Here is a 24,177-nt window from a genome sequence, read left to right as displayed (position 1 = left end):
ATCACTTCCTCAGCTTTCATTAATCATCACTTTTTGTTTTTGTCATTGCTTTGATTGTCTGCAGCTGACTATCAAGCAATGCTAGCTGGCTTTCCAACTTTGCATATTTATCAATAATTGATTCTTGTTTTTTCTTATTAATTGTATCAATATCTTGAATTTTTCTCTCTAAATCAGTTACTTGCTTTTCAATACTTTTAGAGCGTTTTCCAATAATCCCTTCATCTCCAAAGATTCCCTCGAGCTTTTTATCTATATCATGACCAATGCCATCAAAACCAAAGAAAAATTGTTTTGTAGATTCTGGATTCTCTTTAAAAGCTATTTTCAATTTTTCTTCATCAAGAGTCATATTTCCTGTTTTATCAATTTGAATCCCAAAAGAAAATAAATACTTATCATCTTGGGAAAATCTAAAAATGCTTGTCATTGCATTACTGATAGCAAATGAAACATTATTCCCTTGCATTACTCCATTTTCACCAGAAAACAAATCTAAACTTTTAACAGCGTTATTATACTCATCTTTCATTTTTTTGATTAAATCTATCGAATTTTTTATATCTGAATCTTCGATAGTTAATTTAATTGGCTCTGTAGTTACCTTTTCTAAGTTAATAGTTAATCCTGGAATTGTATCAATCTTATTTGTTTTACTAGTTCCCTTAATTCCATTTATTGTATATTCTGCATTTACTGCTCCTGTCACTTGATGTGCAATGGCATTCGTTCCATCCGTATTTTTCGCAGAAGTAACCAGCCCTATATTTTGTAAAAAGCCATTGGCACCATCCGTTAATTTCAGCTCTCCCTCTTTTCCTGCAATAGTAGATGTGAAAAATAGTTGATCCCCTAATGTGTATACGGATACACCATAATTTCCATTATTAATTTTATTGACAAGATCTTTATACGTCATATCTTCCGAAATTTTAACTTCTTTTCCATTTATCTGAAATACATCATCTACTCCAAGCTTTAAATCTAAACTGAATTTTTGCTCCGTACCTTCAGGAGTTTTTGGGGGAGTAAGTGGAGCTGTAGTTATTTGATGCCTTTCTGCTACTCGCTCTACTGTAATTGTGTATGTTCCAGGAATTGCAGCAGCATCCGCCTGTGCTGTCATAAAACCATCTTTGGATAGAGTTGTTTTCTTTTCATCACCTTTAAATGTGTTTAAATCTTTGAATACTTGCACAAAATTTGCAAACTCTTTTTTCATGCTCGCATACACTTTGTTTTCATTTGTTAACGTTTGTTTTTGTGTAGTATATGGTGATTTTTTCATTTCCAATGCTTGTAACTCTAAATCTACTAACTTCTTTGTATCTATCATATTATTTCCTAAATTCCATATTTGCTGTCTGTCACCATAATTAGATATTGTCCCTGCCATATTTTTCACTCCTTATCATTTACATGTAATCTAAAATACTCGTTTTACTCATCGTACTAACAGCTTTTAATGTTGCTTCGTACGTTGCGTTTATATAAGCTAAATCAGAAATTGCGACCGCTAAATCAACATCCTCAATTTCTTTACGATTTTCTTGAAGTGCTACATTTTGCTCGCTTAAAATTGTTTTAAACGTCTCCATTGTGTTCATTGTCGAACCAACTTCAGTTGTACGATTAATGATGCCATCTAAGTTTTGCTTATTTCCTTCTAATAACGGTTTTAACGCTTTTGGGTCACCGTTTTGCATCGCTTCACTCATCTGTTTTAACGTTTTTATAACTGGGGATAATAATGCTTCTCCGTTACGGAACGCTTTGAATTCATAACCGTCATTTAGTTGCCAGTTCACATCATTTTTTCCACCTTGGTATGTACCATCTTCTGTAAACGGTGGCTTCTCTGCACTATCACCACCGAAAATATAACGGCCTTGCTCTTTCGTATTCGCTAAATATACAACTTGTTTTAAAATTTGATCAATTTCTACACCAATAGCCTTCAATTCTTTTTCACTATTTGTTCCATTTAATGCTTGTACTGTTAATTGATCTGCTCTTGTTAAAGATTTCAAAACACCTTGTAAAGTATTTTCAGTTTGTGTTAACACATTTTTCGAATCCGCTATATCTTTTTGCATTTGTTCCATATTTGCCAATGAATGTTGAATCGCAAATGATTTACTTGCTGCAAGTGGGTCTTCACTCATAAGAAGGTTTTTCTTCCCTGAAGTTACTTGATTTCGGTGGTATTGCTGTTGCACATTTAAATCCATCATCTGATTCTTTGCCCAGTTTGCATTTTGAAACGTAGATACTCTCATCTCCATCTTCTCCTTTATCTATATTTGAATTGGCGTGAAGAAGAAACCGCAACTATATACGGCTCTCCGCTTCCACCCTACGACGGATACTCTTTTCCCTCATAAAAGAGAGCTTTGTCATTTTTATTTAACACGAGGGCGATACATTTACTAAACATGGCTTTCCTCTCAGCTAACTTACCCTTCAACCATCTCTGGTCTCACATCGATTGGGCCACTAATAGGCACCGACCGCCTCTATCCTTCGCAGGCCCTCTCTCCAACCATAAAAGAAAGAGGGGGCGCTTTTATTCCTCATTATCTAATAATCGAAAACAAACTATCAAACATCTCATTCATCGCTGTAATAGCTTTAGAGTTCGCCACGAAGTATTTCTGAAAGGCCATTAAATTAACCATTTCCTCTTCCATATTGACGCCTTCAATACTCATTTTTTCTTGCTGAATACCTTCTAATAAATCTTTATGGATATTTTGATACGCATTCACTGCACTTTTATCAGAAGCTACCCCAACGATAAATTGATCTAATGCTTGTTTATAAGAAAGGCCCTCTTTATACTTTTCATCTGTAATCCCTGCCAGTTCATTTGCCGTTTCAGCAGAAATTTTCATTTTCGAAATATCTTTTGCGAATTCAGGGTTTAACTTAATATCTTTCGCTTGATCTACAACGAAGAACTCTTTTCCCATCACTGTATTCACTTGATTTTTTACAGAACTCATTAATTCTTCAAGGTTTTTCTTATAACTAGCAACCTTGGCTTTCGTATCTATCGCTGATAAAATAGCTCCGCTAGTTAAAGGAATAACCGAGCCATAAATCCCGACAGACATTGGTTCTTTTTCTTTATTTAATTGAAGTGGATATGTATCTTGTCCATTTACTGTTAAAACACCATTCATTCTAACACTTGCAATATTTGGATTCATTGATTCATAAGATACTTCTATATCGGCGTACTTAGACATCTCTGTAGTAATGCGATCACGTTCGTCTAAAAGCTGATTTGGCACTTGTGTACCAGCTTGTCCGATTTTTTTATTCGCCTCTGCTAAACTAGCTGCGAGACGATTAAATTCATTTACATGCGCTTCAATATCTTCTTTCGTTTGTGCTTCCACTGTATCCAAGTTTTTCGCAAGACGATTTACCTGGCTTGTGAACTTTCCAGTTTCAGAAATTAATGTATCGTAGTAATTTGGCTGTTCTGGATTTTTCGCTACTTCCCGAAACGCATTAAAGAATCCATCCATTAAACTAGCTAATGAATTCTTTCCTGTCGTCCCGACCATAGACTCTACACGCGATAAAGTAGAATTCATATAATTATAGTACGAGAGTTGAGATACTTGCTCGTTAAATTGTTTCGTTTTCACTTCATCTGTAATACGGTCAACGCCTAATGTTTGCACACCGTAACCAATTCTCTGTTCAGGTGAACTCCCATTACTTGCCCCAGCAGATCCGTAATTCACCATTTGACGCACATAACCTGGTGTATGAATGTTAGATAAGTTTTGTTTTGTCGTTTGTAACCCCATTTGAGCTGCTAATAAACCAGATAACGGCGTATTATAATCAGATAATCTCATAAAGCTTCACTTCTCCTTTACAATAGTACGTTCATAAAGATTTGCGAATTATTGTTTCTCTCCAAATTATATTCAGAAACGGAATCCACAATACTTTCTGTAGTTTTTAATAGTACGTTTAAGTAATATTGATTTTTTAAAAGAATCATTTTTACACTCTCTTCTAATTCAACTAAGTTTTTTTGTGTTTTTTCCATTTTTTCAATTTCTTCATGAGAAAAATACGAAAATAATGTACTCACGCGAGATGGTTCAACGCTCTTTTCTTTACAAAACTGAATAACCATTTCTTCAAATGAGCTCGATAATCCTTTTAAACCATCAATGTACTGCAATTGCTCTACTTGCAATTTTTGAACTGCATTTACATTTTTATGTTTTAAATTCTCATATATTTGTTCTCCAAGCGTTTGAATGTTTTCAAATGCTTTTTGAATAATAACGAGCTTCTCATATAATTGTATGTACATATAGCTTCCTTCCTTTTACAAGACTAAATTTACAATTAAACCGTGGATTTCTCCAATTTGATTTAACATTTCTAAATGTCCAGTTTTTGTATTAATTAAGTTCATCACATCTTCTAATTCATTTAATCCCATTTCTGCTTGTTTCACAATCGTCATTTTCTGTGAATATCCGTAACGCGGATGACGAGACATAACGTCTTTATATTGCAATACATTATCTACGTAAAAATTCAAAAATGATTTCACTGTATTTTTGTATTCCATGACATTATCAAGCGTTAATTCCATTTCAATTTTCTCTTTTATTTCTCCAATATTATCGACAAACGCTTCCATTTGTTCTAGCAATTTATCTTTTTTCGGATCTGCATGCAAATTATCCGAAAATGCAAGTCCTGTCCTGACATTTGCTTCTTTCGGCATTTGAGTAGCAGGCGGTATATGCGATAAAATTGGATTATGCGAGATAGAACGTAGCATATATATCACCTATTTATTTTTTTATTTCTTCCTAAACTTAATCGTAAAATCCAGTTATTTATAATTATACTCTGAACAGTAATATTTTGCAGTTATTTTTTATAAAAGATATGTTACAATTTAGCATGAGGTGGCACAATTCTATGAATATTTTTCTTTGTGGTTCAAATCAATTAACAGCATTAGATCAAGATGAAATTAAAAAATTTTTAACTGACTATGCTCACAAACATAAAATTTACATATTATGTTATAAATCTATCGAAAATGAAGTTCTTCGTTTTTTCATCGAAAACGAAAGACTCGCTCAAAATTTATGCCTTTACACGCTACAACCGTTACAAGCATTAACAGATGAATTTCAAGAAGTCGTTCATTACTTAAAAAAACACGGAGCCGAGTATGTTGCTTTTGATCACCCTTCCGACTCCATTTATCGATCAGATTTTATGTTTTTTGTAAAACAAATTATTGAAGATACCGATTTAGTTCTCTGTTTTTATAACGGGGACAAACATACATCTGTCATTCCCGTTGACGTTGCAAAAGAAGCAGGAATTGATGCTGTTATTTATGATTTACCAGGCTTACATGAAAAGCAGATGAAAAAAAGCTTTGAACAAAAAATTCGTATGATGTAAAGGGGGAGGCACAATATCGTTATTGTGCCTATTATAAATATGATAATTGAACAAGATTATGATCATTTTATCGCGAGTTTTAAACAACAATTCAATATGGATATCGCTTCGTATAAACAAGATAGAATGCGCCGTAGAATCGATGCTTTCATTTCAAGAAAAGGATTTGACAACTACGCAAATTTCTTAAATCATTTACGTGCCGATCAAAATTTATTTTTAAGTTTTATAGACTATATTACAATTAACGTTTCAGAGTTTTTCAGAAATAAAGAACGCTGGCAAACGTTAGAGACGAAAGCACTACCAAAATTACTTGAACAAAATAATGGGAAATTAAAAGTATGGAGTGCTGCTTGCGCTGCCGGTGAAGAACCATATACACTCTCTTTAATTTTATCGAAACATCTATCTCCATTTCGCTATGAAATTCAAGCAACAGATCTTGATTCTCATATTTTAGAAACTGCAAAACGTGGTCGTTATGCAGAACGTTCTTTAAAAGAATTACCTATCGATTTGAAAGAGCGTCATTTCACAAAAGATAATGATACATATTCATTGCATCAAAACATTAAGCAAAACGTTACGTTCAAACAACATGACCTCTTAATGCAGTCATTTGATACAAATTACGATTTAATTATATGTCGCAATGTTATGATTTACTTTACAGAAGAAGCACGAGTAAAACTTTATGAAAAGTTTAGTCGTTCCTTACGAAAAGGTGGCGTATTATTTGTTGGTAGTACTGAACAAATTTTAACACCCGAACGTTACAATCTTCAGCGATTCGATACATTCTTCTATGAAAAAATATAAAGTGAAACTTTAATCAGCCCATACCAATCGGGCTTTTACGGGATAAAAAAGGTCGTCACAATGAATGAAGTGACCCCTGAAAGTTAGACAGGTCGTTTCATTAGGCAGCCTCTAGGGTATGAGCCCGGTATTGTACCGGGCTCATACCCTTTAATTTTGCCTTAATTCTTTTATGATTATAGTATTCTATATACTTTGCTAATTCTTGTTTGAAATGTGTTATACTTTCAAATTCTTTTCGATACAGAAATTCTGATTTCATGATACCAAAGAAATTTTCAATAACGGCATTGTCATAACAGTTTCCTTTGCGAGACATACTTTGAGTAATGCCACAATTCTTAAGTGAATGACGGTATTGTTTCATTTGATAGTGCCAACCTTGATCAGAATGAATGAGGAGTTTATCCTGATCTGTTATACGTTCAAAAGCTTGATCTAACATCGTTGAAACAAGGGAATAGGTCGGTCTTGAACCAATTGTATAGGTAATAATTTCACTATTAAACAAATCCAACATTGGTGATAAGTATAACTTCTCCCCAAATAACTTAAACTCCGTAATATCTGTAACCCACTTTTCATTTGGTTTTACAGCTTGGAAGTTGCAATTTAAAATATTTGGCGCAATTTTCCCAACTGTCCCTTTGTAAGAGCGATATTTTTTCATACGAACAAGACATTTTAACCCTAATTCTTTCATAAGGCGATACACTTTTTTATGATTTACTTTGTGTCCACGATTCATAAGTTCATCACGAATACGACGATACCCATAACACCCATCGTGTTCATTATAAATAGCTTGAATCAGTTCTTTTACCTCCGCATTTGGATCAGGACGATTGAACTGTTTCATCCAGTAATAGTACGTACTACGTGGAATGTTTGCGAGTTGAAGTAACTCCTTGACAGGAAATTCATGCCTTAACTCATAGATTACTTGCGCTTTGTCTTGTTTGGTGATTTTTCCTTGTTTTGAACTAAGGCATTCAACTTTTTTAAATATGCATTTTCCATCCGTAAACGCTCATTTTCGGCTTGTAGTGCTTCTATTGAACCTTCTACTACTGGTTTTATTTTTTTATCTTTCATGGTTGGACGCCCCTTTTTCTTTGATTGTAGGGCATCCAATCCTCCTGTTTCATAGGCTATTTTCCATTTCCGAAGTGTTTCATAAGACGGAATATTGAAAAGCGCCGCTGTTTCTCTGATAGATGTCCCGTGTTCATTCATATAATAAAGTACATCTAGTTTATACTGAGCTGGGTATAATGTATAGCACTTGTCAAAGGCCCTTTCACCTGAAGATTCATATCGTCTAATCCACTCACGAATTAAAACAGGAGTAACTCCTATAGATTTAGCAATTGTTTTTCCACTCTCTGAACCATCTAAATATCGTTTCACCGCTTGGATTTTTTCTTTTGAAGAAAATTTAGCCATAAAAAATGCACCTCCAATTGTTAGACCATGTCTAACAATTGGGGTGCACTTCATGAAGTGACGACCTTTTATATAACTCGAATTAAAATGATACCAACAATCCATATAAAGAGAAAAAGAAACGTCATAGACCATTTATGTTCTTGCATTGTACGTTTCAACGTCTGGGACAATTGTGTCATATTCATTTCTGCGAGCGCTCTCCATACACTGACATCCCGATCTTTTGCCGTGCGGTCTGTAACGCTAATTAACATGGTTTCGTTAGACAATTTCGTTATATAAGCAGTAATAACCGTTACCATTAAATTTATATTTCCTTCTGAAGAATCACTCTCCACTCTAGAGATAAGTGCACTTACATCTAGTAACGGAATATGTACCTTTCTACCAAATGATAGTTGTACTTCAGCGAAATCATACGTTCCATCTAATAAAGGAAGATCTTTTATATGTGCCTGCTTAACAAGTCCTTGTAAGCTTCTAATTACTTGTTCAAATATTTTTTCTGTTTGCTTACCTTCTCCAGATAACGTATGTAACTTTTTAAAGAGTTGTAACACTGTATCCATCTCTTTAGAAAGTATTTCCTTCATAATCTTTCCATCGCCTAAACTTGCAAGTAAAATGCCTATTTCATTATTTTTCGAAATAATTTTAGACTGCCCACTAAACACTAAATTACTATGCTTTCGTTCTTTCTGAATTTCATGTTCTGAAATAGCTGCAGGCTGTTTTAATGGTTGTAGCGTCTTATTTTCAATTGTCGTACGTTTAATTTCCATTTAAGCGCCTCCACTACTATCAAATTATTAGCCCCATTCTTTATTACTCTTTAAAACTAAAAACAGTACAAATAATCCTGACATAACAGCAAACACATTAGAAGCCTGTACTCCCTGCTCACTTTTTTCCTCTTTCTTTTCTTGTTGTTCTTCTATTTTCTCTTTCTTTTTAGAAACGACTTGATTGTCATTTTCGCCTTTTTTCTCTTTATGAACCTTCACATTATTTACTTCCTTATTGTCTGTTAACGACTCTTTTATAACGTAGTTGATTTCCTCTTTTTCTTTCAACGGCTCTTTTATATAAGAGTTCACTTTCTCCTCTTGCTTTGGAATTTGAACAACTGGAAGTTTTTCTTCTGGAAGCGGCATCTCTATTTTCGGATCTTCCTGCTTCTCAATTTCTTTCTTATCTTCTACTTCATTTTCATTCTCATGTTCTTCTATCTTTTCATCATCTTTCACTTTTTGTTCGATAATAGAAACGATATATTCACTCTCTGTCACAAGTTTGTTACCTGCCCCATCTGTTACTTCCACAATAAGTTGATGCGGCCCAACAGGTAAAGCTTCTGTTATTTCAAATATTTTCTGCCAATCCATGTCGTGTTTATTATAGTCTAATAAAAAAGTAATATCGTTACCGTCTTCTTTTCCTTTTAATATAACGCGCACTTCTTTAACAACCGATTCTATATCTACCGTTTGTACTCGTATATGAACGGATTCTCCCTTTTTCCGTTCAATTAAGTTCCCTTTTGCCTCATCAATACTAACTTTCTCTAACTTTGGCAATTCTTTATCTATAGTTGGTGCTTCATTGTTTATACGAATGAGCGGGACATTTAATTCGTTCTCTATTACTTCTTCCTTCTCATCTTCTTTATAGCTTTCAACGAGCCTAAGGTTCCAATCACCTTGTAAATCATATATTCCGGCCTTATAATTAGCGATCCATCGCTTCGTTTCTTCTTCATACTCAAAAGATATTATTCTCTCTTGTCTGTACTGCTCACCATTTTTTTGTAATTGTAATATACCTTTTACACTTTGAATGTTTTTTTCATTTGGTTCTACAGCAATCCACACTTCTTCGCCAACCTTTAGCTCCTGCTTATTAACTGTAATAACCCCTCGGTCTGTTTCTATCGTTCTTTCTTCTTTTTGTTCTTTCCCTTGCTCATTTTCTACTGCTTTTTTTTCATCTTCAACCGAGGGCATTTTCACTTGTTCCGGCTTTTCCTGAACTTCTTTATTTTTTCCCTCTTGGTCATTCACTTCGCTTATATTTTGATTTTGCACACTTTTTTCTTCTGCCTGCCCTTGTAATGGGAAAAATATACATATATGTAAGAATAGCCAACTAATTAGAAAAAACTTTACGTTTTTCATCTATCTGTTCAAACTCCTATTTTGACGCCTTATAGCGATTTCGTCACTTTTACTCCGAAAAATCCATCTACATTTACAAGTTCTCCATCCGCCACTAATACATCGTTCACATAAATTTGAATCGGTTCATCAATATCTTCATCAAGTACGACCGCTTCATTTTCTTGTAGACTTAAAATATCTTGAATTGTTCTCACTGTACTTCCAAATACAAATTTAACATTCATTTCTACATTTTGTAGAATAGATGCATCCATATATACTGGCTCAACTTGCTTGACTTCTTTATATTCAATTGGCTGTACGACTGGTGCAGGAATTTCTTCCTCTTCAACAACTTCCTCAACTATTTCTTCTTGCTCTTCCACCATCGGATATAGAAGTCGTCTAACCATCTCTTTCGCTTCTGATATTGGTAGTATTTGATACATCTTTGATTGAAGGAGATCACCAATTTCAAGATTAAAAGTAATTTGAACGAGTTCGTCAACTGCCATCGACTCTCCCAAATATTCCATTTCTTCTTTTAAAGAAACAAATTTAACGTCTGGTGGTGTCATATCCATTTTTTCTTTAAACATTTCTGACATTGCTGTTGCAGCATGCCCCATCATTTGGTTCATAATTTCTTTAATGCCACTTAACTCTAATTCACTTAGCTCTTTCTCCGGATCAATTTCACCCGTTCCCATCATCATTAAATCTACCATTGTTAAAGCAACATCTTTCGTAAATACGAATACGTTCTCATTCTTTAGTCCTTCAACAAAATCGACATTTAAAATAACAAACGGAACCGGTACTCCTTCATAATGACGAACATTAATCGCCTCTACATTTGGTGTACTAATAGTGACAGGCTGATTTAAAAGCGTCGATAGTACTGTTGAAGCCGAACCAATTGAAATATTCGCAATTTCACCAAGTACATCTTTCTCTTCTTGTGTTAACTGTTCTTTTTCCACATGCTCTTCTACAATCTCAGTTTCCTGCACTTCCGCCTGCTCATCTATTCCTTCTTCCACACCACCAGATAATTGTAACAATTTATTTATCATTCGCTTCGCATGTTCAACTGAAACAACCTGTACAAGCTGAGAATTCACAAGATTATCTATTTTTAATTCAAACGATACTTTAACAACCATATTATTCCCATTAATACCAGAAATCTTCTCCATCTCTTCTGTAAGTTGCACAACTTTAATTGTTGGCGGAGACATGTCTACCGTATCTTGGAAGAATTCTGACATAGATGTTGCTGCGAATCCCATCATTTGATTCATAGCTTCTTGTACTGCACTTAGCTCTAATTCACCAAGCTCTTTTCCCTCTTCAACTTCACCTGTTCCCATCATCATTAAATCAGCAATAGATAAAGCAACATCTTGCTTTAAAACAAGAAGATTTTCCATATCTAATCCTTTTGTGAAATGGATATTTAATACAACATGTGGAATTTCAACATCACTTGTATCATATAAATCTACCAATTCTACTTGAGGAGCAGTAATACTTACTTGCCTATTTAAAATTGTTGATAATACAGTCGAAGCTGAACCAAATGATATATTAGCAATCTCACCAAGAATATCGCATTCTTGAGGCGTTAAATGTTCATTTTCTTTTTCTAGCACAATTGTGCCAGTATCCCCTTTTGTGTGTTGCTCAGGCATTTTTCCTGCCTCCTCATTTTTGTTTTTCTATCAAATGATTTAAACTCTCTATTACACTCGTTATATTTTACCAAACTTATCATCCGAATTGTGAACATGTATTTATTTCCACAATATGTGTAAACGACGGTTTTCATATACTTATATTATTAGTTCTATCCAAAAAGCTCCCCAATTGTATACAAGTGGGGAGCTTCCTTCATTCCTATTATAAACCTTCTGGGTTTAAAATGAGGACCACTCGTCCATCACCGAGAATTGTCGCACCAGAGAAATAGTTAGAGCTCTCTGCAAAGAAATCACCTAATGACTTTAAGACTATTTCTCTTTGACCGATAATTGTGTTTACGATAAGTCCATAGCTACGATGTGTATTACGAACAATTAACACAGGAACCATTTGACTATCATATGATGCGAACGCCTCATCTACTGTTTTTTCACCAAATACAGTACTTAAATGTTTCACTTCAATAATTTGATTGCGGTAGTTTAAAACGTCTTTTCCTTGTAACGATTGTATGTCTTCTTTCTTAATTCGAATGGCTTCAACAATATTGCCAAGAGGCAACGCATAACGCTTATCACTTGTTTGAACAAGCATTGATTGAATAATAGACAATGTTAAAGGAAGTTCAATTCTGAATGTACTTCCTTTTCCTTCTTCAGAATCAATAATTAAATGCCCACCTAAACTATGAATCGTATGTTTAACAACATCTAATCCAACTCCACGTCCAGAAAGGTCAGATACAACTTCCGCTGTACTAAATCCCGGTTGAAAAATAAGATCAAACACTTCACGATCCGTTAATTTATTTGCCTCTGATTCCGTTACAACACCATTTTTTATCGCTTTTTCTAATACTTTTCCTTTATGAATACCATTTCCATCATCAGTAATTTGAATTACGACATGATTTCCACTATGAAACGCCTCTAATTTAATAGTACCTGTCTCATTCTTCCCGGCATCACGTCGGTTTTCGACAGTTTCAATACCATGATCAATTGCATTACGAATTAAATGAACGAGTGGATCACCAATTTCGTCAATAACAATTTTATCAACTTCAGTATCTTCACCTTTAATTTGTAAATCGATTTTTTTACCTAAATCTTTCGCTAACATACGTACCATACGCGGGAAACGATTGAAGACCGTTTCAATCGGTACCATACGCATATTTAACAATACATTTTGGATATCTTTTGAAATATCCCCTAATCGATTTAAATGCTCGATTAACTCTTTATTTTGAATCGTTTCTGCTAATTCATCAATCCGTCCACGCTCAATTACACTTTCTTCAAACATATTCATTAATCTTTCGATTTTTTCTAACTGAACACGAATAGAACGATTCTCTACTTTAGCATTTTTCGTTTTTGTAGTACTTTTAGCCGGTGTAGTACTAGCTGTTGTAGTTCGTGCCTCTAGAGATGGATCCAGCTGCGTTGCTGCAATAGATTGTACGATTCCTTCTTCAGCTATATTTCCTTGCTTCACTTCTACTTTCTCAATTTCAGAAACGTGAAGCACTACCTGTTTCAATTCTTCAACACTACGATCAGTATCCATATATACTGTAAACTCAAATCCAAAAGCATCCGCTTCGATTTCTTCAATGCTTGGAACCGTTTTTTGTATATCCCCTACATTTTGTAATGCTTCAATACACATAATGGCACGTACTGCTTTTAAAATGGCTTGTTGTTCGACGGTTATATATACTTCATGTGAAACTGTATCATCATTGTTTATACTACTTTGCTCTACTTGTTCCATAGAAGCTTCTACATTCCCATTTAATAACGCTTCTAATTTATGCTTTGTAGATACAACATCAATATTACCCATTCCGCCCTGCTGCACATCTGCAACCATCTTTTCTAAATTATCAATGCACTCAAAAATAACATCAATAATATTAGCATTCACCATCATATTTCCATGACGGATTTCGTCTAAAACATTTTCCATCTTATGGGTTAAATCTGCCATTTCTGTAAATTCCATACTCGCAGACATACCTTTAAATGTATGAGCTGAGCGGAATATTTCTCCTACAACACCCATATCGGCAGGATTCTGTTCTAAATTTAGCACATTTTCATTTAGCGACTGTAAATGTTCTTCTGCTTCTTCAAAAAATATATTTAATAGATCTGTTTGCATTTTAATCCCCTACCTGTCTAACAAACATTTCATTTATGTATAACAATTTAGTGTTTTATAACGAGAAAAAAGGGGGCCACACGTCTATCCGCTATCATTGATTTGATTCTTTGTGGCATCCCTTCTATATTAGCTATTTGCTACTTTTGTTAAAGCTTCAATAACACGATCGGCTTGGAATGGCTTTACAATAAAGTCTTTTGCCCCGCCTTTAATTGCATCTAATACCATACCTTGTTGTCCCATTGCAGAACAAATAACAACCTTTGCACTCGAATCAATTTTCATAATTTCTTTTAATGCTTCAAGTCCGTCCATTTCTGGCATAGTAATATCTAGTGTTACAATATCAGGTTGAAGTTCTTTATACTTTTGAATCGCTTCTACCCCATTCTCTGCTTCACCGATAACTTCAAATTCAGAATTACTTTTTAATAAGTTTTTAATCATTGTTCGCATAAACATCGCATCGTCTACAACTAAAATTTTATGTGCCATTCTTTTCGGTTCTCTCCTTTTATGTATAAATATATCTTAATATTTCACCTTATCATTCTCACTCATTATACAAAATAAAACGAGAAAATTTAATATTTTTTTAAAAGAATTTCTGTATTTTTATTATTTTATTAATAAAATAGTAATATATTATTCTTTAATATATATTACAACGCGCCGGTTTTTCTCCCAATTTTGCGGTGAATCATTTGATGCTACTGGTTTTGTGTCCGCATATCCTACCGCTGCTAATCGTTTATCATCTACATTATACACTTCAATTAAGTGGTGAATCATATTAGCTGCTCGTGCTGAAGATAATTCCCAGTTGGAAGGAAATTTTTCATTATGAATCGGTCTACTATCTGTATGTCCTTCTACAACAATTGGGTTTGGTACCGATTGAAAGAACCCTACTAATTGACTAATTACTTCTTTTGCTTCCGGCTTTACATTCGCATCACCTGTATCGAATATTAAGTTATCTACTATAACGATGCTAACACCTGTATCTTCTCGATATACATTCACTTGACTAACACCATTATTATCTACATATGCTTTTAACTTTTTATACAATTCATCCATTCGTTTTTTTGAAACTGCTTTTTCATCATTTTTTTCATGTGAAATATCTGGTATTGTACCTTCCATTACTTTCGCATCCACTTGTTCTGCATCACTAAACTTTTCAAGCATCTTCGATAATTTTACTGTATCTTGTTTTGATGTAGCAACTAATAGTACAAAAAAAGTCAATAACAACATCGTTAAATCAGTAAAAGTCGTCATCCAACGAGGCGATCCTTTTTGCGGTCGTTTTATCATCACCATACCACTCCTTGAAATATTAGGCTGCTCGTTTTTCTTTTTTTATCTTCGTTTCATATACATATGTATCAAGTTTTAACTTTAATTTAGAAGGAATTTGTCCTCGGTACAGCTCTGAAATTGCTTCTATTACAAACTTCTTCTCTGTATACAAATCTTCAATGCCACGATACACTTTTTCAGATAGCGGTATTGCAATCATATTTGCAATAATAGATCCATATAAAGTCGTCAACATTGCAACGGCCATCCCTGTACCAATTTGTGCAGTATCTTGTAAGTTTTGCAACATAATAATAAGACCGATTAACGTTCCTATCATACCCCATGCTGGAGCAAAATCACCAATCTTATCTAATAATGTCGCTCCTTTTCTTAACTCATACACTTCTGTTTCAACATCTCTCATTAATACTTCTTTTAATTCCGCTTCATCATAACCGCTTAACATTAAACGAATTCCCTTTTGAATAAAAGGATTGTCTACCTGCTCTCCATCAACTTCTAAAGAAAGTAAGCCGTGTTTTTTAGACTTTTTCGAAAAATCAACGAACAAATCCGTTAACTGTTCTAAATCTTCTTCTCTTCTATGTAAAACAGCAAAAATACTTTTCGTATATTTTTTTATTTCTCCAAATCTATATGCCACAACAATTGTCGCTGTTGTTCCCCCTATAACGATCAAAATAGATGAAACATCTAAGAAATTTTTAAAAGCTTTTATTCCACCACCGCCAAGCATGATCGCTGCAATTAAAATAACGAAACCTACTACAATGCCAAAGGGGCTAGAAATATCAAACTTCCTTTTTTTCCTTTGCGGTCTAGCTAATCCTTGATTTTCGTCTCCCATATTCCTGCCCTTCCTTTTTCGTTTTCGTAAAACATTTTTTTATTTTAATAATGCGTTTTCACATATAACAATCATTATACGCGTATCATCTATTTATCGCAATATACTCATTAAATTGACACATTTCATTTCTATATTAGAATTATAGTATGGAAATATGAGGAGGATCACGATGGAACATAACATTTTACAAGTCATTGCATTAGCAGAAAAACTAAAATATGAAATGCGACATAGTTGGCTTTCTAACGGACGTCAAGAAAGTGTTGCTGAACATACGTGGCGTATGTCCCTAATGGCTATCTTAGTTGAGCCTTATTTAGATCAAAAAGTAAATATAGAAAAATTACTTAAAATGGTTATTATTCATGACCTTGTCGAAGCAGAAGCTGGTGATATTCCTGCCTTTGATACGATGAATAGCCGTGAATTACAATTACAAAAACAAAAAAATGAGCAAAAGGCTATTTTAAATATTAAACATACACTAGAAGGTTCTCTCGGCGTGGAATTATACGATTTATGGATGGAGTTCGAAGCGAAAGAAACGTATGAAGCAAAAGTTGCTAACGCACTTGATAAACTTGAAGTGAAAATTCAGCATAACGAAGCTGATATTGATACTTGGTTACCAATTGAGCATAAAATGACTTTCCAAGTTGGTAAACATACAGATTTTGACTCTTTCTTGTCTAAATTACAAAAAATCATTGAACAAGACGGAGAAAAAAAATTGATCGCTGCCGGCATTGATGTTGAAGCATGCAAAAAGTAACCATTTAATTATGAAATAAGACACTCATCTTGAGTGTCTTATTTCATAATTGTTGATATTGCCTGCTTATAAATAAGTTGTTGTTTTCCATCTACTAATATTAATACTGTAAATCTATCTACTCCAACTACTTCCCCTACTATTCTTACTCCGCTCTTTAAAAATATAGTAACTGCACCTTTTTCTTCTTTTATTTGTTTATACAACTCTTCTTGTAAGTGTTCCATAACTGTTTTCCCCTTTACAAATAAATAATCTTAATATGAAAAAATAAAGATTAATCACTTATATACTTTGTCTTTTATATTCATAAACTTATTAATTAGTATATCTAAATCTCGACTAAATAACAAAACTTTATTATGACCTAATCCATGCCTAGCAACAAGTTGCATTAACTCTTTCTTTTTGTGTTCTATTTTATTGTGTAATTGTCCCATCTCCATCTCTATACTAAAACTCCCTTTTCCCATAATATTACTTGTAAAATTATAGTACATTTTTACTCGTAAAAAAATAAAAAAATGGTTTTTTTTACAAATTTTATATTTATGAAAAGAAATTTTAATGTAATTGTAAGTTACATACCCCTTTCATTTACAATACATTCACCTAGTATACACTTCCATATTGTTTTACCATATTCCCCACATTTGTAATCAGTAATACACCCTTTTCAAAAAAGCACTATAAAACAAAGTAAGTATCATATCTAAATTAGCTCCCAGGCTCTTGTCTAATTAAAAGTAAGACTTGCTCCTTTTCCAAATAAAAACATATCCTATAAAGTAATCCATTGGTTATATAGATTAATTTAATAAAAAAGGAGGAAAAAACATGAGCTTTGGTGGTAGTTGCGCTGGTTTCGGTGGTGGATTTGCTTTACTCATCGTGCTATTCATCCTTCTAATTATTATCGGATGTAGCTGTTGGGGTGGCGGCGGAGGGTTTTAAATATAATACGTATCCTTTTCGCTAGACCCTAAATGAATGAAATATGTTAACTAAAAACTATATGAAAACAGCTCATATTTGAGCTGTTTTTTCATACTTTCGTATGAATTTATATCCCTCTTATTTGCGATTTCAATAAACAAAACATCGTTTACTATTGAATAAGAAACATTTTTACTAAGGAGGATTATAATGATTAAAGGTCTTTATGAAGCACATTTACCTGTCTGTAATTTAGAATTTTCGATACCTTTTTATAAATCACTAGGGCTAAAATTATATAAAAGAGACAAAGATATCGCATTCTTTTGGATTGTAGAAAATGAAAGTTGGATTGGTCTTTGGGAAGGAAAAGAATACAAAGTTAATTATCATCCATCCTTACGACATATCGCTTTCCAAGTAAGCTTACACGATTTAGAAAACGCGATACACTGGCTCAAACAGAAAGGAATTCCAGTGCGAAAAGACTTTGGAATGGAGCCAATTGAGCCAATCGTTTTTCCCGAGCTAGCACACGCCTCTATATATTTTAATGATCCTGATGGAAATAGTTTAGAATTCATTGCACAATTACCTGTTGGACTACCTAAAGCAGAGAAAATGTATTTAAGTGAATGGAAAAAACAAGTACAGGCATCACTTATAGATAAGGTTTAATTTTTCATGTCAATTTCTTATTACAGGCTTCTTAAAACAAATACAAACTTCAAAAGACTATTTTATGGTCAAACATTAAGTGTACTTGGGGATTGGTTTCATACTGTCGCTTTATTAACACTCGTCTATAGCATAACAGAATCTTCATTTATGTTAGCACTCACCTTTATGAGCAAAGGGTTACCTCAACTTCTTCTGAGCCCATTCATAGGCGGAATTGTAGACCGTTTTTCAAAAAAGAAAATTATGATTTTTACCGATATTTTACGAGGAATTATCGTCCTCACTTATTTATTAGCATTCTACAAGATTGAAATTATTTTCGTTTCTAATATATGTTTAGCGGTACTCTCTTGCTTATTCGAGCCTGCTAAGCAATCAACCCTAAAAAATATCGTACATCAAAAGCATTTAGTAACCGCTAACTCTCTTTCTAGTACAATCAATAGTTTTATGTCTATTATGGGAGCCTCTTTAGGTGGGCTCATTGCACAATCTTTAAGTATCGAGATTGCCTTTTTTATTAATAGCCTATCATACTTTATTTCAGCCTATATTATTTATAAAATAAAGTTCCCTTCTCGTGGCGCTTTTAGCACGAAAAAAGCATTTTTTACTGATATAAAAGATGGTTATACATACATATTACAAAGAAAAATTATTTTATCATTAATTCTCGTCGGAATTTCATGGGGAACTATTGGAGGTGCTTATCAACTACTCTTAACAATCTATGCCGAAAGAATTTTCCACTCTAACATTGGAATTTTATATACGGTTCAAGGGGCTGGCCTTATGATTGGTAGCCTTCTCGTTAACCTGTATATATCTAAAAATGAAGACAAAATGAAAAGAGCATTTGGTTGGGCCTATTTACTACAAGGAATTTTCTTTCTCGGATTCATTCTATCCGATCAACTTATTATCGGTATCATTACATTACTCTGTATGCGTATAGCAGGAGGAATCATCGTTCCACTTGATACGACATTGCTACAAATGTATACAGAAGAAAACATGATTGGTAAAGTTTTTTCATTTCATTATTCCATTTACGGATCTCTTATTCAGTTATCTATGTTTATAACAGGATGGCTTTTAGAAATTCTTTCTCCGCAAGTTATTGGTAGCCTGTTAGCTATATGCTGTATTTCCGTTAGTTTTATATGGCTTTTCTTGTTTTATCATGGGGAGCTTAGTGAAGAATCTACTATCACTTAATGGCATGTATATGTACATGCCATTTTTATTTATGTCGAAATTTACAAGAAAAAGGCGATTTATTTCTCTTACATTCTAATTTTTTAGAACGTACAATAAATTTAGATTATAAGAAAGGAGCTAACAAAATGTTTGAGGATCGACTTACCATTTCAGCAGAACAACAAAAGCTAATTTCCAATGCAACTCGCATTCAAATTCTTCACCTTTTAAAAGACGAAACACTCACTGCAAAACAAGTATCTACTAAACTAAATAAATCTGCTGGTAGCGTTCACTATCACATCCAAATTTTATTTGACGGAGGCTTACTTGAATTAGTAGATACAAAGGAAAAACGGGGGATTATTGAAAAGTACTATAAAGCAAAATCTGCTCACTTCTATATTGAAGAAGCAGGCACGGAAGGAACAAATACAGGGAGCCATATTGTATCTCATTTATTTTTAACTCCAGAGGAATTACAACAACTCACTTGGGAGATCTCACAAGTTTTATTACGCTGGGAAAGCAAAACCGCTCGTCAATCAGCCTCAGAGGAAGAATACGCTATTTCCTGCCGGATAAAGTGAAACTTTAATTAGTGGGGGTTTTGTTCATCCCCCACCGATTATTAGCTTTCACCAATCGGGCTTTTACGGGCAGTTGATCTCCCCCACCTAACTCCTTTGCTTTACAGCCACATTTTGAGGTGGGAGTCTTACTGCCCGTTAATGCGGGATAAAAAAACAATGAAAGAAAGGTCCATATACACATGAAAAATAAACTATTATTATTGTCGGGCACAGGCATTTCTCGTTTAGGTGATTTTATGTACCTCATAGCTCTAAACTTAATGGTGTTAAATAGTACAAACTCTCCCGCTGCTGTAGCAGGCCTATGGATTGTCGGGCCAATTGCCACCGTTGTTACAAAAACATGGTCTGGTAGTATTGTAGATCGATTAAATAAACGGTCAATTATGCTCATCACAGATATTATTCGAGCCGCTCTCATTGGCTGTATTCCACTATTTGATTCTATTTGGGCAATTTATATTTTTATCTTTTTGACTCGCATTGCTACATCATTTTTCGATCCAGCTTCATTCACTTATAAAACACTGCTCATACCAGCTGAAGAACGTGCTCAATTTAATGCTTGGAATAGCCTATGTACAAATGGGGCTTTTATTATCGGTCCGGCTCTTGCTGGAATACTTCTCACTACATACTCGGCAGCTTTTGTTATTTACTGCAACTCAATTTCCTTTCTACTTTCTACCATTCTCATTTACTTCTTGCCAAACATCACATTACAAACAAAGCAAAACGAAGAGGTTGCAAATACTTTCGTACAAACGTTACGAAGTGATTGGAAACAAGTTTTTTCATTCGCACGAACTGAAACTTACATTATTCTCGTATTCGTTTTATTTCAAGCTACAATGCTTGTCTCTATGGCACTTGATTCACAAGAAGTTGTTTTTACACGACAAGTACTGTTTTTATCCGATGTAGAATATAGCATGCTTGTTAGTATAACCGGGGCAGCTTACGTTTGTGGTTCATTTCTTGTCTCTCTCTTTGCAAAACGATTACCGATTCAATATTGCATCGGTTTAGGTATGATTTTCACAGCAATAGGCTATGTGATTTTCGCCTTTTCAAATTCATTTACGGTCGCAGCAAGTGGTTTCATTTTACTTGGGATCGCTTCATCATTTGCTGGTACTGGATTTATAACATTTTATCAAAATAACATCCCAGTACATATGATAGGACGTATCGATAGCGTATTTGATTCAATAAAAAATTTCATCCAAATCTTTTTCATTTTAGCAATTGGAGCATCCGCACAATTTATTTCAATTCAAATTGCTGTAATAAGCAGTTCATTATTAATTTTTGCTCTTTCCTGCTTATTAGCAATCCGGGTAATGACTCCTTCACGAGAAAAATATTTTAAAACTACAGAATCTTCACTAGAATATTAATTGCACGATAAAAAGCGGCTATTATGCCGCTTTTTACATTAAATATTTTAAAAATAAAAGACCGGATGTTACTATGACAAGAACATTGAAATAAATCATCCAGCCTTTCTCAAAATCTTTATATTTCTCTTCTTTTACTCCATGCTGTTTTAATTTCATAATAATCATAGCTAGTTCTTGTTCGTGCTCTATACTTCCAAATTGTATATATTTTTTATTATATTTAATCCCGTATACGTTTTTCATTTTTTTATGTTGTGAAATTGCTTGAATATTTTCTATTAACATACTGTATTCATTTACCTTTTTAAAATAACAATCTAATCCTTTCATCAGCAACCTTTTATTTGTTAAAACGATATAATAGTAAAAAGTTGCACCTACAGTATAAATATTCGGTATTACTTTTGTATTTACCATGCATCCCTCTTCTACTAACAGTTCATTCTCGATTTCTTCATCTTCTTGTAACTCTTCGCGAATTGATTCTTCAAGCATTTGTAAAGTTAATTTTTTTAGCAGTTCACCATTTCTCACATAATACTTATCTATATTTATAGAAACTTCCGCTTCTTGCTCTAAACGTTTAATTTCTTCATCTGAATATTGGAGTTCGTTTAACATCGATAATAGTCTTTTATCCATATTACACACTCCCCTTCCACAGTTTTTGAAGTTTTTTCTTCCCTCGAGAAATTCGGTTGTATATATAATCCGCTGTTACTTTTAATTCTTTTGCAATATCGTCAATGGAATATCCATCAATATACCTCTTTAAAAAGATATATCGATCCTTTTCATTTAAATCTTGCACTATTTCCATAATCTCTTCTTCTTGTTCTATTTCATACCTATCATGGATACCTGTATCTATTTCTACGTCTTTATCCATTTTGTTCTCTCTATATACTTTCTTTTTATATTCCAATGCCTTTAATTTAGTAATACCAATCATCCAAGATTTTAAGTTTCCCTTTTCTATATCAAATTGGTCGATATGAAACCAAATGACAGTAAATACATCGTTATAACAATCATCTACATATTGTTTCTCAATAGGGGTACTTAATGATTTATGAATAATGTATAAAATTAATTTTCCATATTGATCAATCACTTCTTTCAAAGCATCTTGATCGCGTTTTTTCATAGCTATAATTAAATCCTCTTCAGAATTGAAAATCATAAACATCATCCTTCCTCAGTTCCCCTTTAGCAGCTGCTTTTACTTACTATTGGCATTTCATTCTCATTTTCTATCACTTTTGTAAAAATTTATTAATTTTCATTTCTACATATATGATAGCAAACAAAATATATTTCTCCTCAAAAAAAAAGACAAACCCACATCTCAGGTTTGTCTTTTCAATCATTTTCTATTTAATCCTTTCTCACTTAAAAACTCTTTCATATGCATTCTCTTCTCTTTGGACATAAATGTGCTCATTGATTCTGTCCATGTTACGTTTTTTTGATTTGACGATCTTTCTTTGTAATACGCACTCATCGTTTCATCATATTCGTTTAATAATTCATCATATTTCTTTTCATCGTATCCATTTTCATGAAGAATTGCTGCTACTGGTAATCGTGGTTTTACTCCATGATCTTCATCTGGTACGCCGACTGTCATTCCGAATACCGGATATACTTTATCCGGTAAATGAAGCAATTCACTCACTTCTTTCGGGTTATTACGAATTCCGCCAATATAACAAATGCCGTATCCTAAAGATTCAGCTGCAAGTGCTAAGTTTTGTGCAAATAATGAGGCATCTACTGTTGCTACAATAAAGTCCTCTACTCCCTCATGTTTAATTTCTGTTCCATGTTTCTCACATGCAGTTTCTAAACGTTTTAAATCCGCACAGCATACAAAGAATGCTGCACAGTCTTTCACGTGACGATTCCCGGATAATTCAGCTAGTTTAGCCTTTAGTTCCTGATCTGTTACATATATAAGAGAATACGCCTGTACAAAATGTGAGGAAGCCGCATGTTGTGCTGCTTGCACCATTCTTTCAACTATCTCTTTTGAAATTGGTTCTTCTTTATATTTACGAACTGAAACGTGTTGCTCCATTTTATGTATCATCTCATTCATGAAAATCACTCCTTCTTTCTCTTCATAATGAAAAATTAACATATCTTTTTCATTATTCACAACTTATAAGCACAAAAAGAGCAATTCTTTGCGAATTGCCCTTTTTTTTTATACATATTAATATGGTATATGAAATTATATCGACTGTAGACAAATAGCAACAGAATAATGCAATGTTAATTCCTGTAATTCAATTTTGTTAAGCTGCTTTCAAAACTTTAATACCTTTTACGATATTCCAAATGAAGTAATAAATTCCTACAAGAATAAACACTGCATACGTTATAACCATCCCAATTCCAACGCTCTCAGACTGATTGAAACTTAAACCGTATACCCCTGATAATGCTAATCCTCCAAATAAAATTGCGTATGGAAAAACATGTGACCAAAATGCTTTTTTCGCATGATGTTTTACTTCATCTTCCGCAACGAAGTAAACGATAATTGGCAGTAAAAACGGTGCAAAAAAGATACTAAAGTAACATAACGAAGATAAAATATTATTTCCTTTCATCCGATTCACCTCTAAAGTTTTTT

The 24,177-nt window shown here is 33.6% G+C and carries 27 protein-coding genes; 8 read left to right on the top strand and 19 right to left on the bottom strand.

Annotation, left to right across the window (positions count from 1 at the left end; translation table 11 throughout):
• Positions 1–19: 19 nt before the first annotated feature.
• The 5 genes from ACFVQC_RS12970 to ACFVQC_RS12950 all read right to left on the bottom strand — a co-directional run bounded on the left by ACFVQC_RS12970 (position 20) and on the right by ACFVQC_RS12950 (position 4,825).
• Positions 20–1,396, bottom strand: coding sequence for a flagellar hook-associated protein 2 (locus ACFVQC_RS12970; protein ID WP_215574707.1), 1,377 nt, complete (start codon positions 1,394–1,396; stop codon positions 20–22).
• A 19-nt stretch (positions 1,397–1,415) separates the two neighbouring features.
• Complete coding sequence (locus ACFVQC_RS12965; RefSeq protein WP_215574706.1) at positions 1,416–2,279, bottom strand: flagellar hook-associated protein 3; 864 nt, start codon at positions 2,277–2,279, stop codon at positions 1,416–1,418.
• A 297-nt stretch (positions 2,280–2,576) separates the two neighbouring features.
• A complete protein-coding gene (gene flgK, locus ACFVQC_RS12960; protein WP_215574705.1) occupies positions 2,577–3,875 on the bottom strand; it encodes a flagellar hook-associated protein FlgK in 1,299 nt (432 codons plus the stop codon).
• Between the two features lie 17 nt (positions 3,876–3,892).
• Entirely contained in the window at positions 3,893–4,345 is a 453-nt protein-coding gene (locus ACFVQC_RS12955) for a hypothetical protein (protein ID WP_215574704.1), read from the bottom strand.
• A gap of 15 nt (positions 4,346–4,360) precedes the next feature.
• Entirely contained in the window at positions 4,361–4,825 is a 465-nt protein-coding gene (locus ACFVQC_RS12950; protein ID WP_000946323.1) for a YaaR family protein, read from the bottom strand.
• 143 nt (positions 4,826–4,968) lie between these two features.
• On the opposite strand from ACFVQC_RS12950, the gene ACFVQC_RS12945 reads away from it, so the two are divergent.
• Positions 4,969–5,466, top strand: a complete 498-nt coding sequence (locus ACFVQC_RS12945) for a flagellar motor switch protein FliG (RefSeq protein ID WP_215574703.1) — start codon at positions 4,969–4,971, stop codon at positions 5,464–5,466.
• 39 nt (positions 5,467–5,505) lie between these two features.
• The gene (locus tag ACFVQC_RS12940) at positions 5,506–6,288 is read left to right on the top strand and encodes a CheR family methyltransferase (RefSeq protein WP_215574702.1); all 783 of its coding nucleotides are present in this window, start codon (positions 5,506–5,508) and stop codon (positions 6,286–6,288) included.
• 100 nt (positions 6,289–6,388) lie between these two features.
• On the opposite strand, the gene ACFVQC_RS12935 is transcribed toward ACFVQC_RS12940, so the two are convergent.
• The 8 genes from ACFVQC_RS12935 to ACFVQC_RS12900 all read right to left on the bottom strand — a co-directional run bounded on the left by ACFVQC_RS12935 (position 6,389) and on the right by ACFVQC_RS12900 (position 15,948).
• Positions 6,389–7,734, bottom strand: a protein-coding gene (locus tag ACFVQC_RS12935) for an IS3 family transposase (RefSeq protein WP_215574701.1) whose coding sequence is annotated in 2 segments (ribosomal slippage) — positions 6,389–7,293 and positions 7,293–7,734 — 1,347 coding nt in all. Because the reading frame shifts where the segments join, the coding sequence is not laid out codon by codon here.
• A 68-nt stretch (positions 7,735–7,802) separates the two neighbouring features.
• Entirely contained in the window at positions 7,803–8,519 is a 717-nt protein-coding gene (locus tag ACFVQC_RS12930) for a hypothetical protein (protein WP_377895912.1), read from the bottom strand.
• 27 nt (positions 8,520–8,546) lie between these two features.
• Positions 8,547–9,911 (bottom strand): transglycosylase, encoded by a 1,365-nt coding sequence (locus ACFVQC_RS12925; RefSeq protein ID WP_377898449.1) that lies wholly within the window; start codon positions 9,909–9,911, stop codon positions 8,547–8,549.
• Between the two features lie 29 nt (positions 9,912–9,940).
• Positions 9,941–11,587: a flagellar motor switch protein gene (locus tag ACFVQC_RS12920; protein ID WP_377898448.1), complete on the bottom strand. Its 1,647-nt coding sequence runs from the start codon at positions 11,585–11,587 to the stop codon at positions 9,941–9,943.
• Between the two features lie 208 nt (positions 11,588–11,795).
• Complete coding sequence (locus ACFVQC_RS12915; protein ID WP_377895916.1) at positions 11,796–13,766, bottom strand: chemotaxis protein CheW; 1,971 nt, start codon at positions 13,764–13,766, stop codon at positions 11,796–11,798.
• Between the two features lie 129 nt (positions 13,767–13,895).
• Positions 13,896–14,264, bottom strand: a complete 369-nt coding sequence (locus ACFVQC_RS12910; RefSeq protein WP_000940577.1) for a response regulator — start codon at positions 14,262–14,264, stop codon at positions 13,896–13,898.
• A gap of 150 nt (positions 14,265–14,414) precedes the next feature.
• Positions 14,415–15,092, bottom strand: coding sequence for an OmpA family protein (locus tag ACFVQC_RS12905; protein WP_002012067.1), 678 nt, complete (start codon positions 15,090–15,092; stop codon positions 14,415–14,417).
• A 22-nt stretch (positions 15,093–15,114) separates the two neighbouring features.
• The gene (locus ACFVQC_RS12900) at positions 15,115–15,948 is read right to left on the bottom strand and encodes a flagellar motor protein MotP (protein WP_377895918.1); all 834 of its coding nucleotides are present in this window, start codon (positions 15,946–15,948) and stop codon (positions 15,115–15,117) included.
• Positions 15,949–16,120: 172 nt separating this feature from the next.
• Between ACFVQC_RS12900 and ACFVQC_RS12895 the strand changes: the two genes are divergently transcribed.
• Positions 16,121–16,723: an HD domain-containing protein gene (locus tag ACFVQC_RS12895; RefSeq protein WP_219917811.1), complete on the top strand. Its 603-nt coding sequence runs from the start codon at positions 16,121–16,123 to the stop codon at positions 16,721–16,723.
• Positions 16,724–16,761: 38 nt separating this feature from the next.
• On the opposite strand, the gene hfq is transcribed toward ACFVQC_RS12895, so the two are convergent.
• Positions 16,762–16,950 (bottom strand): RNA chaperone Hfq, encoded by a 189-nt coding sequence (gene hfq, locus ACFVQC_RS12890; RefSeq protein WP_002012071.1) that lies wholly within the window; start codon positions 16,948–16,950, stop codon positions 16,762–16,764.
• A gap of 54 nt (positions 16,951–17,004) precedes the next feature.
• Positions 17,005–17,223, bottom strand: a complete 219-nt coding sequence (locus ACFVQC_RS12885; RefSeq protein WP_002149180.1) for an aspartyl-phosphate phosphatase Spo0E family protein — start codon at positions 17,221–17,223, stop codon at positions 17,005–17,007.
• Positions 17,224–17,560: 337 nt separating this feature from the next.
• Here ACFVQC_RS12885 and ACFVQC_RS12880 point away from each other — a divergent pair, with 337 nt between their 5' ends.
• The 5 genes from ACFVQC_RS12880 to ACFVQC_RS12860 all read left to right on the top strand — a co-directional run bounded on the left by ACFVQC_RS12880 (position 17,561) and on the right by ACFVQC_RS12860 (position 21,533).
• The gene (locus ACFVQC_RS12880; RefSeq protein ID WP_000007805.1) at positions 17,561–17,677 is read left to right on the top strand and encodes a YjcZ family sporulation protein; all 117 of its coding nucleotides are present in this window, start codon (positions 17,561–17,563) and stop codon (positions 17,675–17,677) included.
• Positions 17,678–17,869: 192 nt separating this feature from the next.
• A complete protein-coding gene (locus tag ACFVQC_RS12875) occupies positions 17,870–18,337 on the top strand; it encodes a VOC family protein (protein ID WP_377895921.1) in 468 nt (155 codons plus the stop codon).
• A gap of 6 nt (positions 18,338–18,343) precedes the next feature.
• Positions 18,344–19,558, top strand: coding sequence for an MFS transporter (locus ACFVQC_RS12870; RefSeq protein ID WP_377895923.1), 1,215 nt, complete (start codon positions 18,344–18,346; stop codon positions 19,556–19,558).
• A gap of 128 nt (positions 19,559–19,686) precedes the next feature.
• Entirely contained in the window at positions 19,687–20,130 is a 444-nt protein-coding gene (locus ACFVQC_RS12865) for an ArsR/SmtB family transcription factor (RefSeq protein WP_042889389.1), read from the top strand.
• Positions 20,131–20,312: 182 nt separating this feature from the next.
• Positions 20,313–21,533 carry an MFS transporter gene (locus ACFVQC_RS12860; RefSeq protein WP_377898447.1) on the top strand — a complete coding sequence of 407 codons (1,221 nt, stop codon included), beginning with the start codon at positions 20,313–20,315 and terminating at the stop codon, positions 21,531–21,533.
• A 33-nt stretch (positions 21,534–21,566) separates the two neighbouring features.
• Here the strand turns inward: ACFVQC_RS12860 and ACFVQC_RS12855 are convergent, their stop codons facing one another.
• The 4 genes from ACFVQC_RS12855 to ACFVQC_RS12840 form a co-directional block, all read right to left on the bottom strand.
• Positions 21,567–22,178 (bottom strand): flagellar motor switch protein FliG, encoded by a 612-nt coding sequence (locus tag ACFVQC_RS12855; RefSeq protein WP_377898446.1) that lies wholly within the window; start codon positions 22,176–22,178, stop codon positions 21,567–21,569.
• 1 nt (position 22,179) lies between these two features.
• Positions 22,180–22,725, bottom strand: a complete 546-nt coding sequence (locus ACFVQC_RS12850) for a sigma-70 family RNA polymerase sigma factor (protein WP_377898663.1) — start codon at positions 22,723–22,725, stop codon at positions 22,180–22,182.
• 177 nt (positions 22,726–22,902) lie between these two features.
• Positions 22,903–23,637, bottom strand: a complete 735-nt coding sequence (gene nfsA / locus ACFVQC_RS12845; protein WP_377898445.1) for an oxygen-insensitive NADPH nitroreductase — start codon at positions 23,635–23,637, stop codon at positions 22,903–22,905.
• A gap of 199 nt (positions 23,638–23,836) precedes the next feature.
• Positions 23,837–24,154, bottom strand: coding sequence for a magnetosome magnetite crystal formation protein family (locus ACFVQC_RS12840; RefSeq protein WP_078181280.1), 318 nt, complete (start codon positions 24,152–24,154; stop codon positions 23,837–23,839).
• Between the last annotated feature and the right edge of the window lie 23 nt (positions 24,155–24,177).

This window comes from Bacillus sp. NPDC057893, from assembly GCF_042796455.1.
In the GTDB taxonomy this organism is placed as follows: Bacteria; Bacillota; Bacilli; order Bacillales; family Bacillaceae_G; genus Bacillus_A.
Note: the sequence above shows the minus strand (reverse complement) of the source record. Positions and strands in the feature narration are given on the sequence as shown.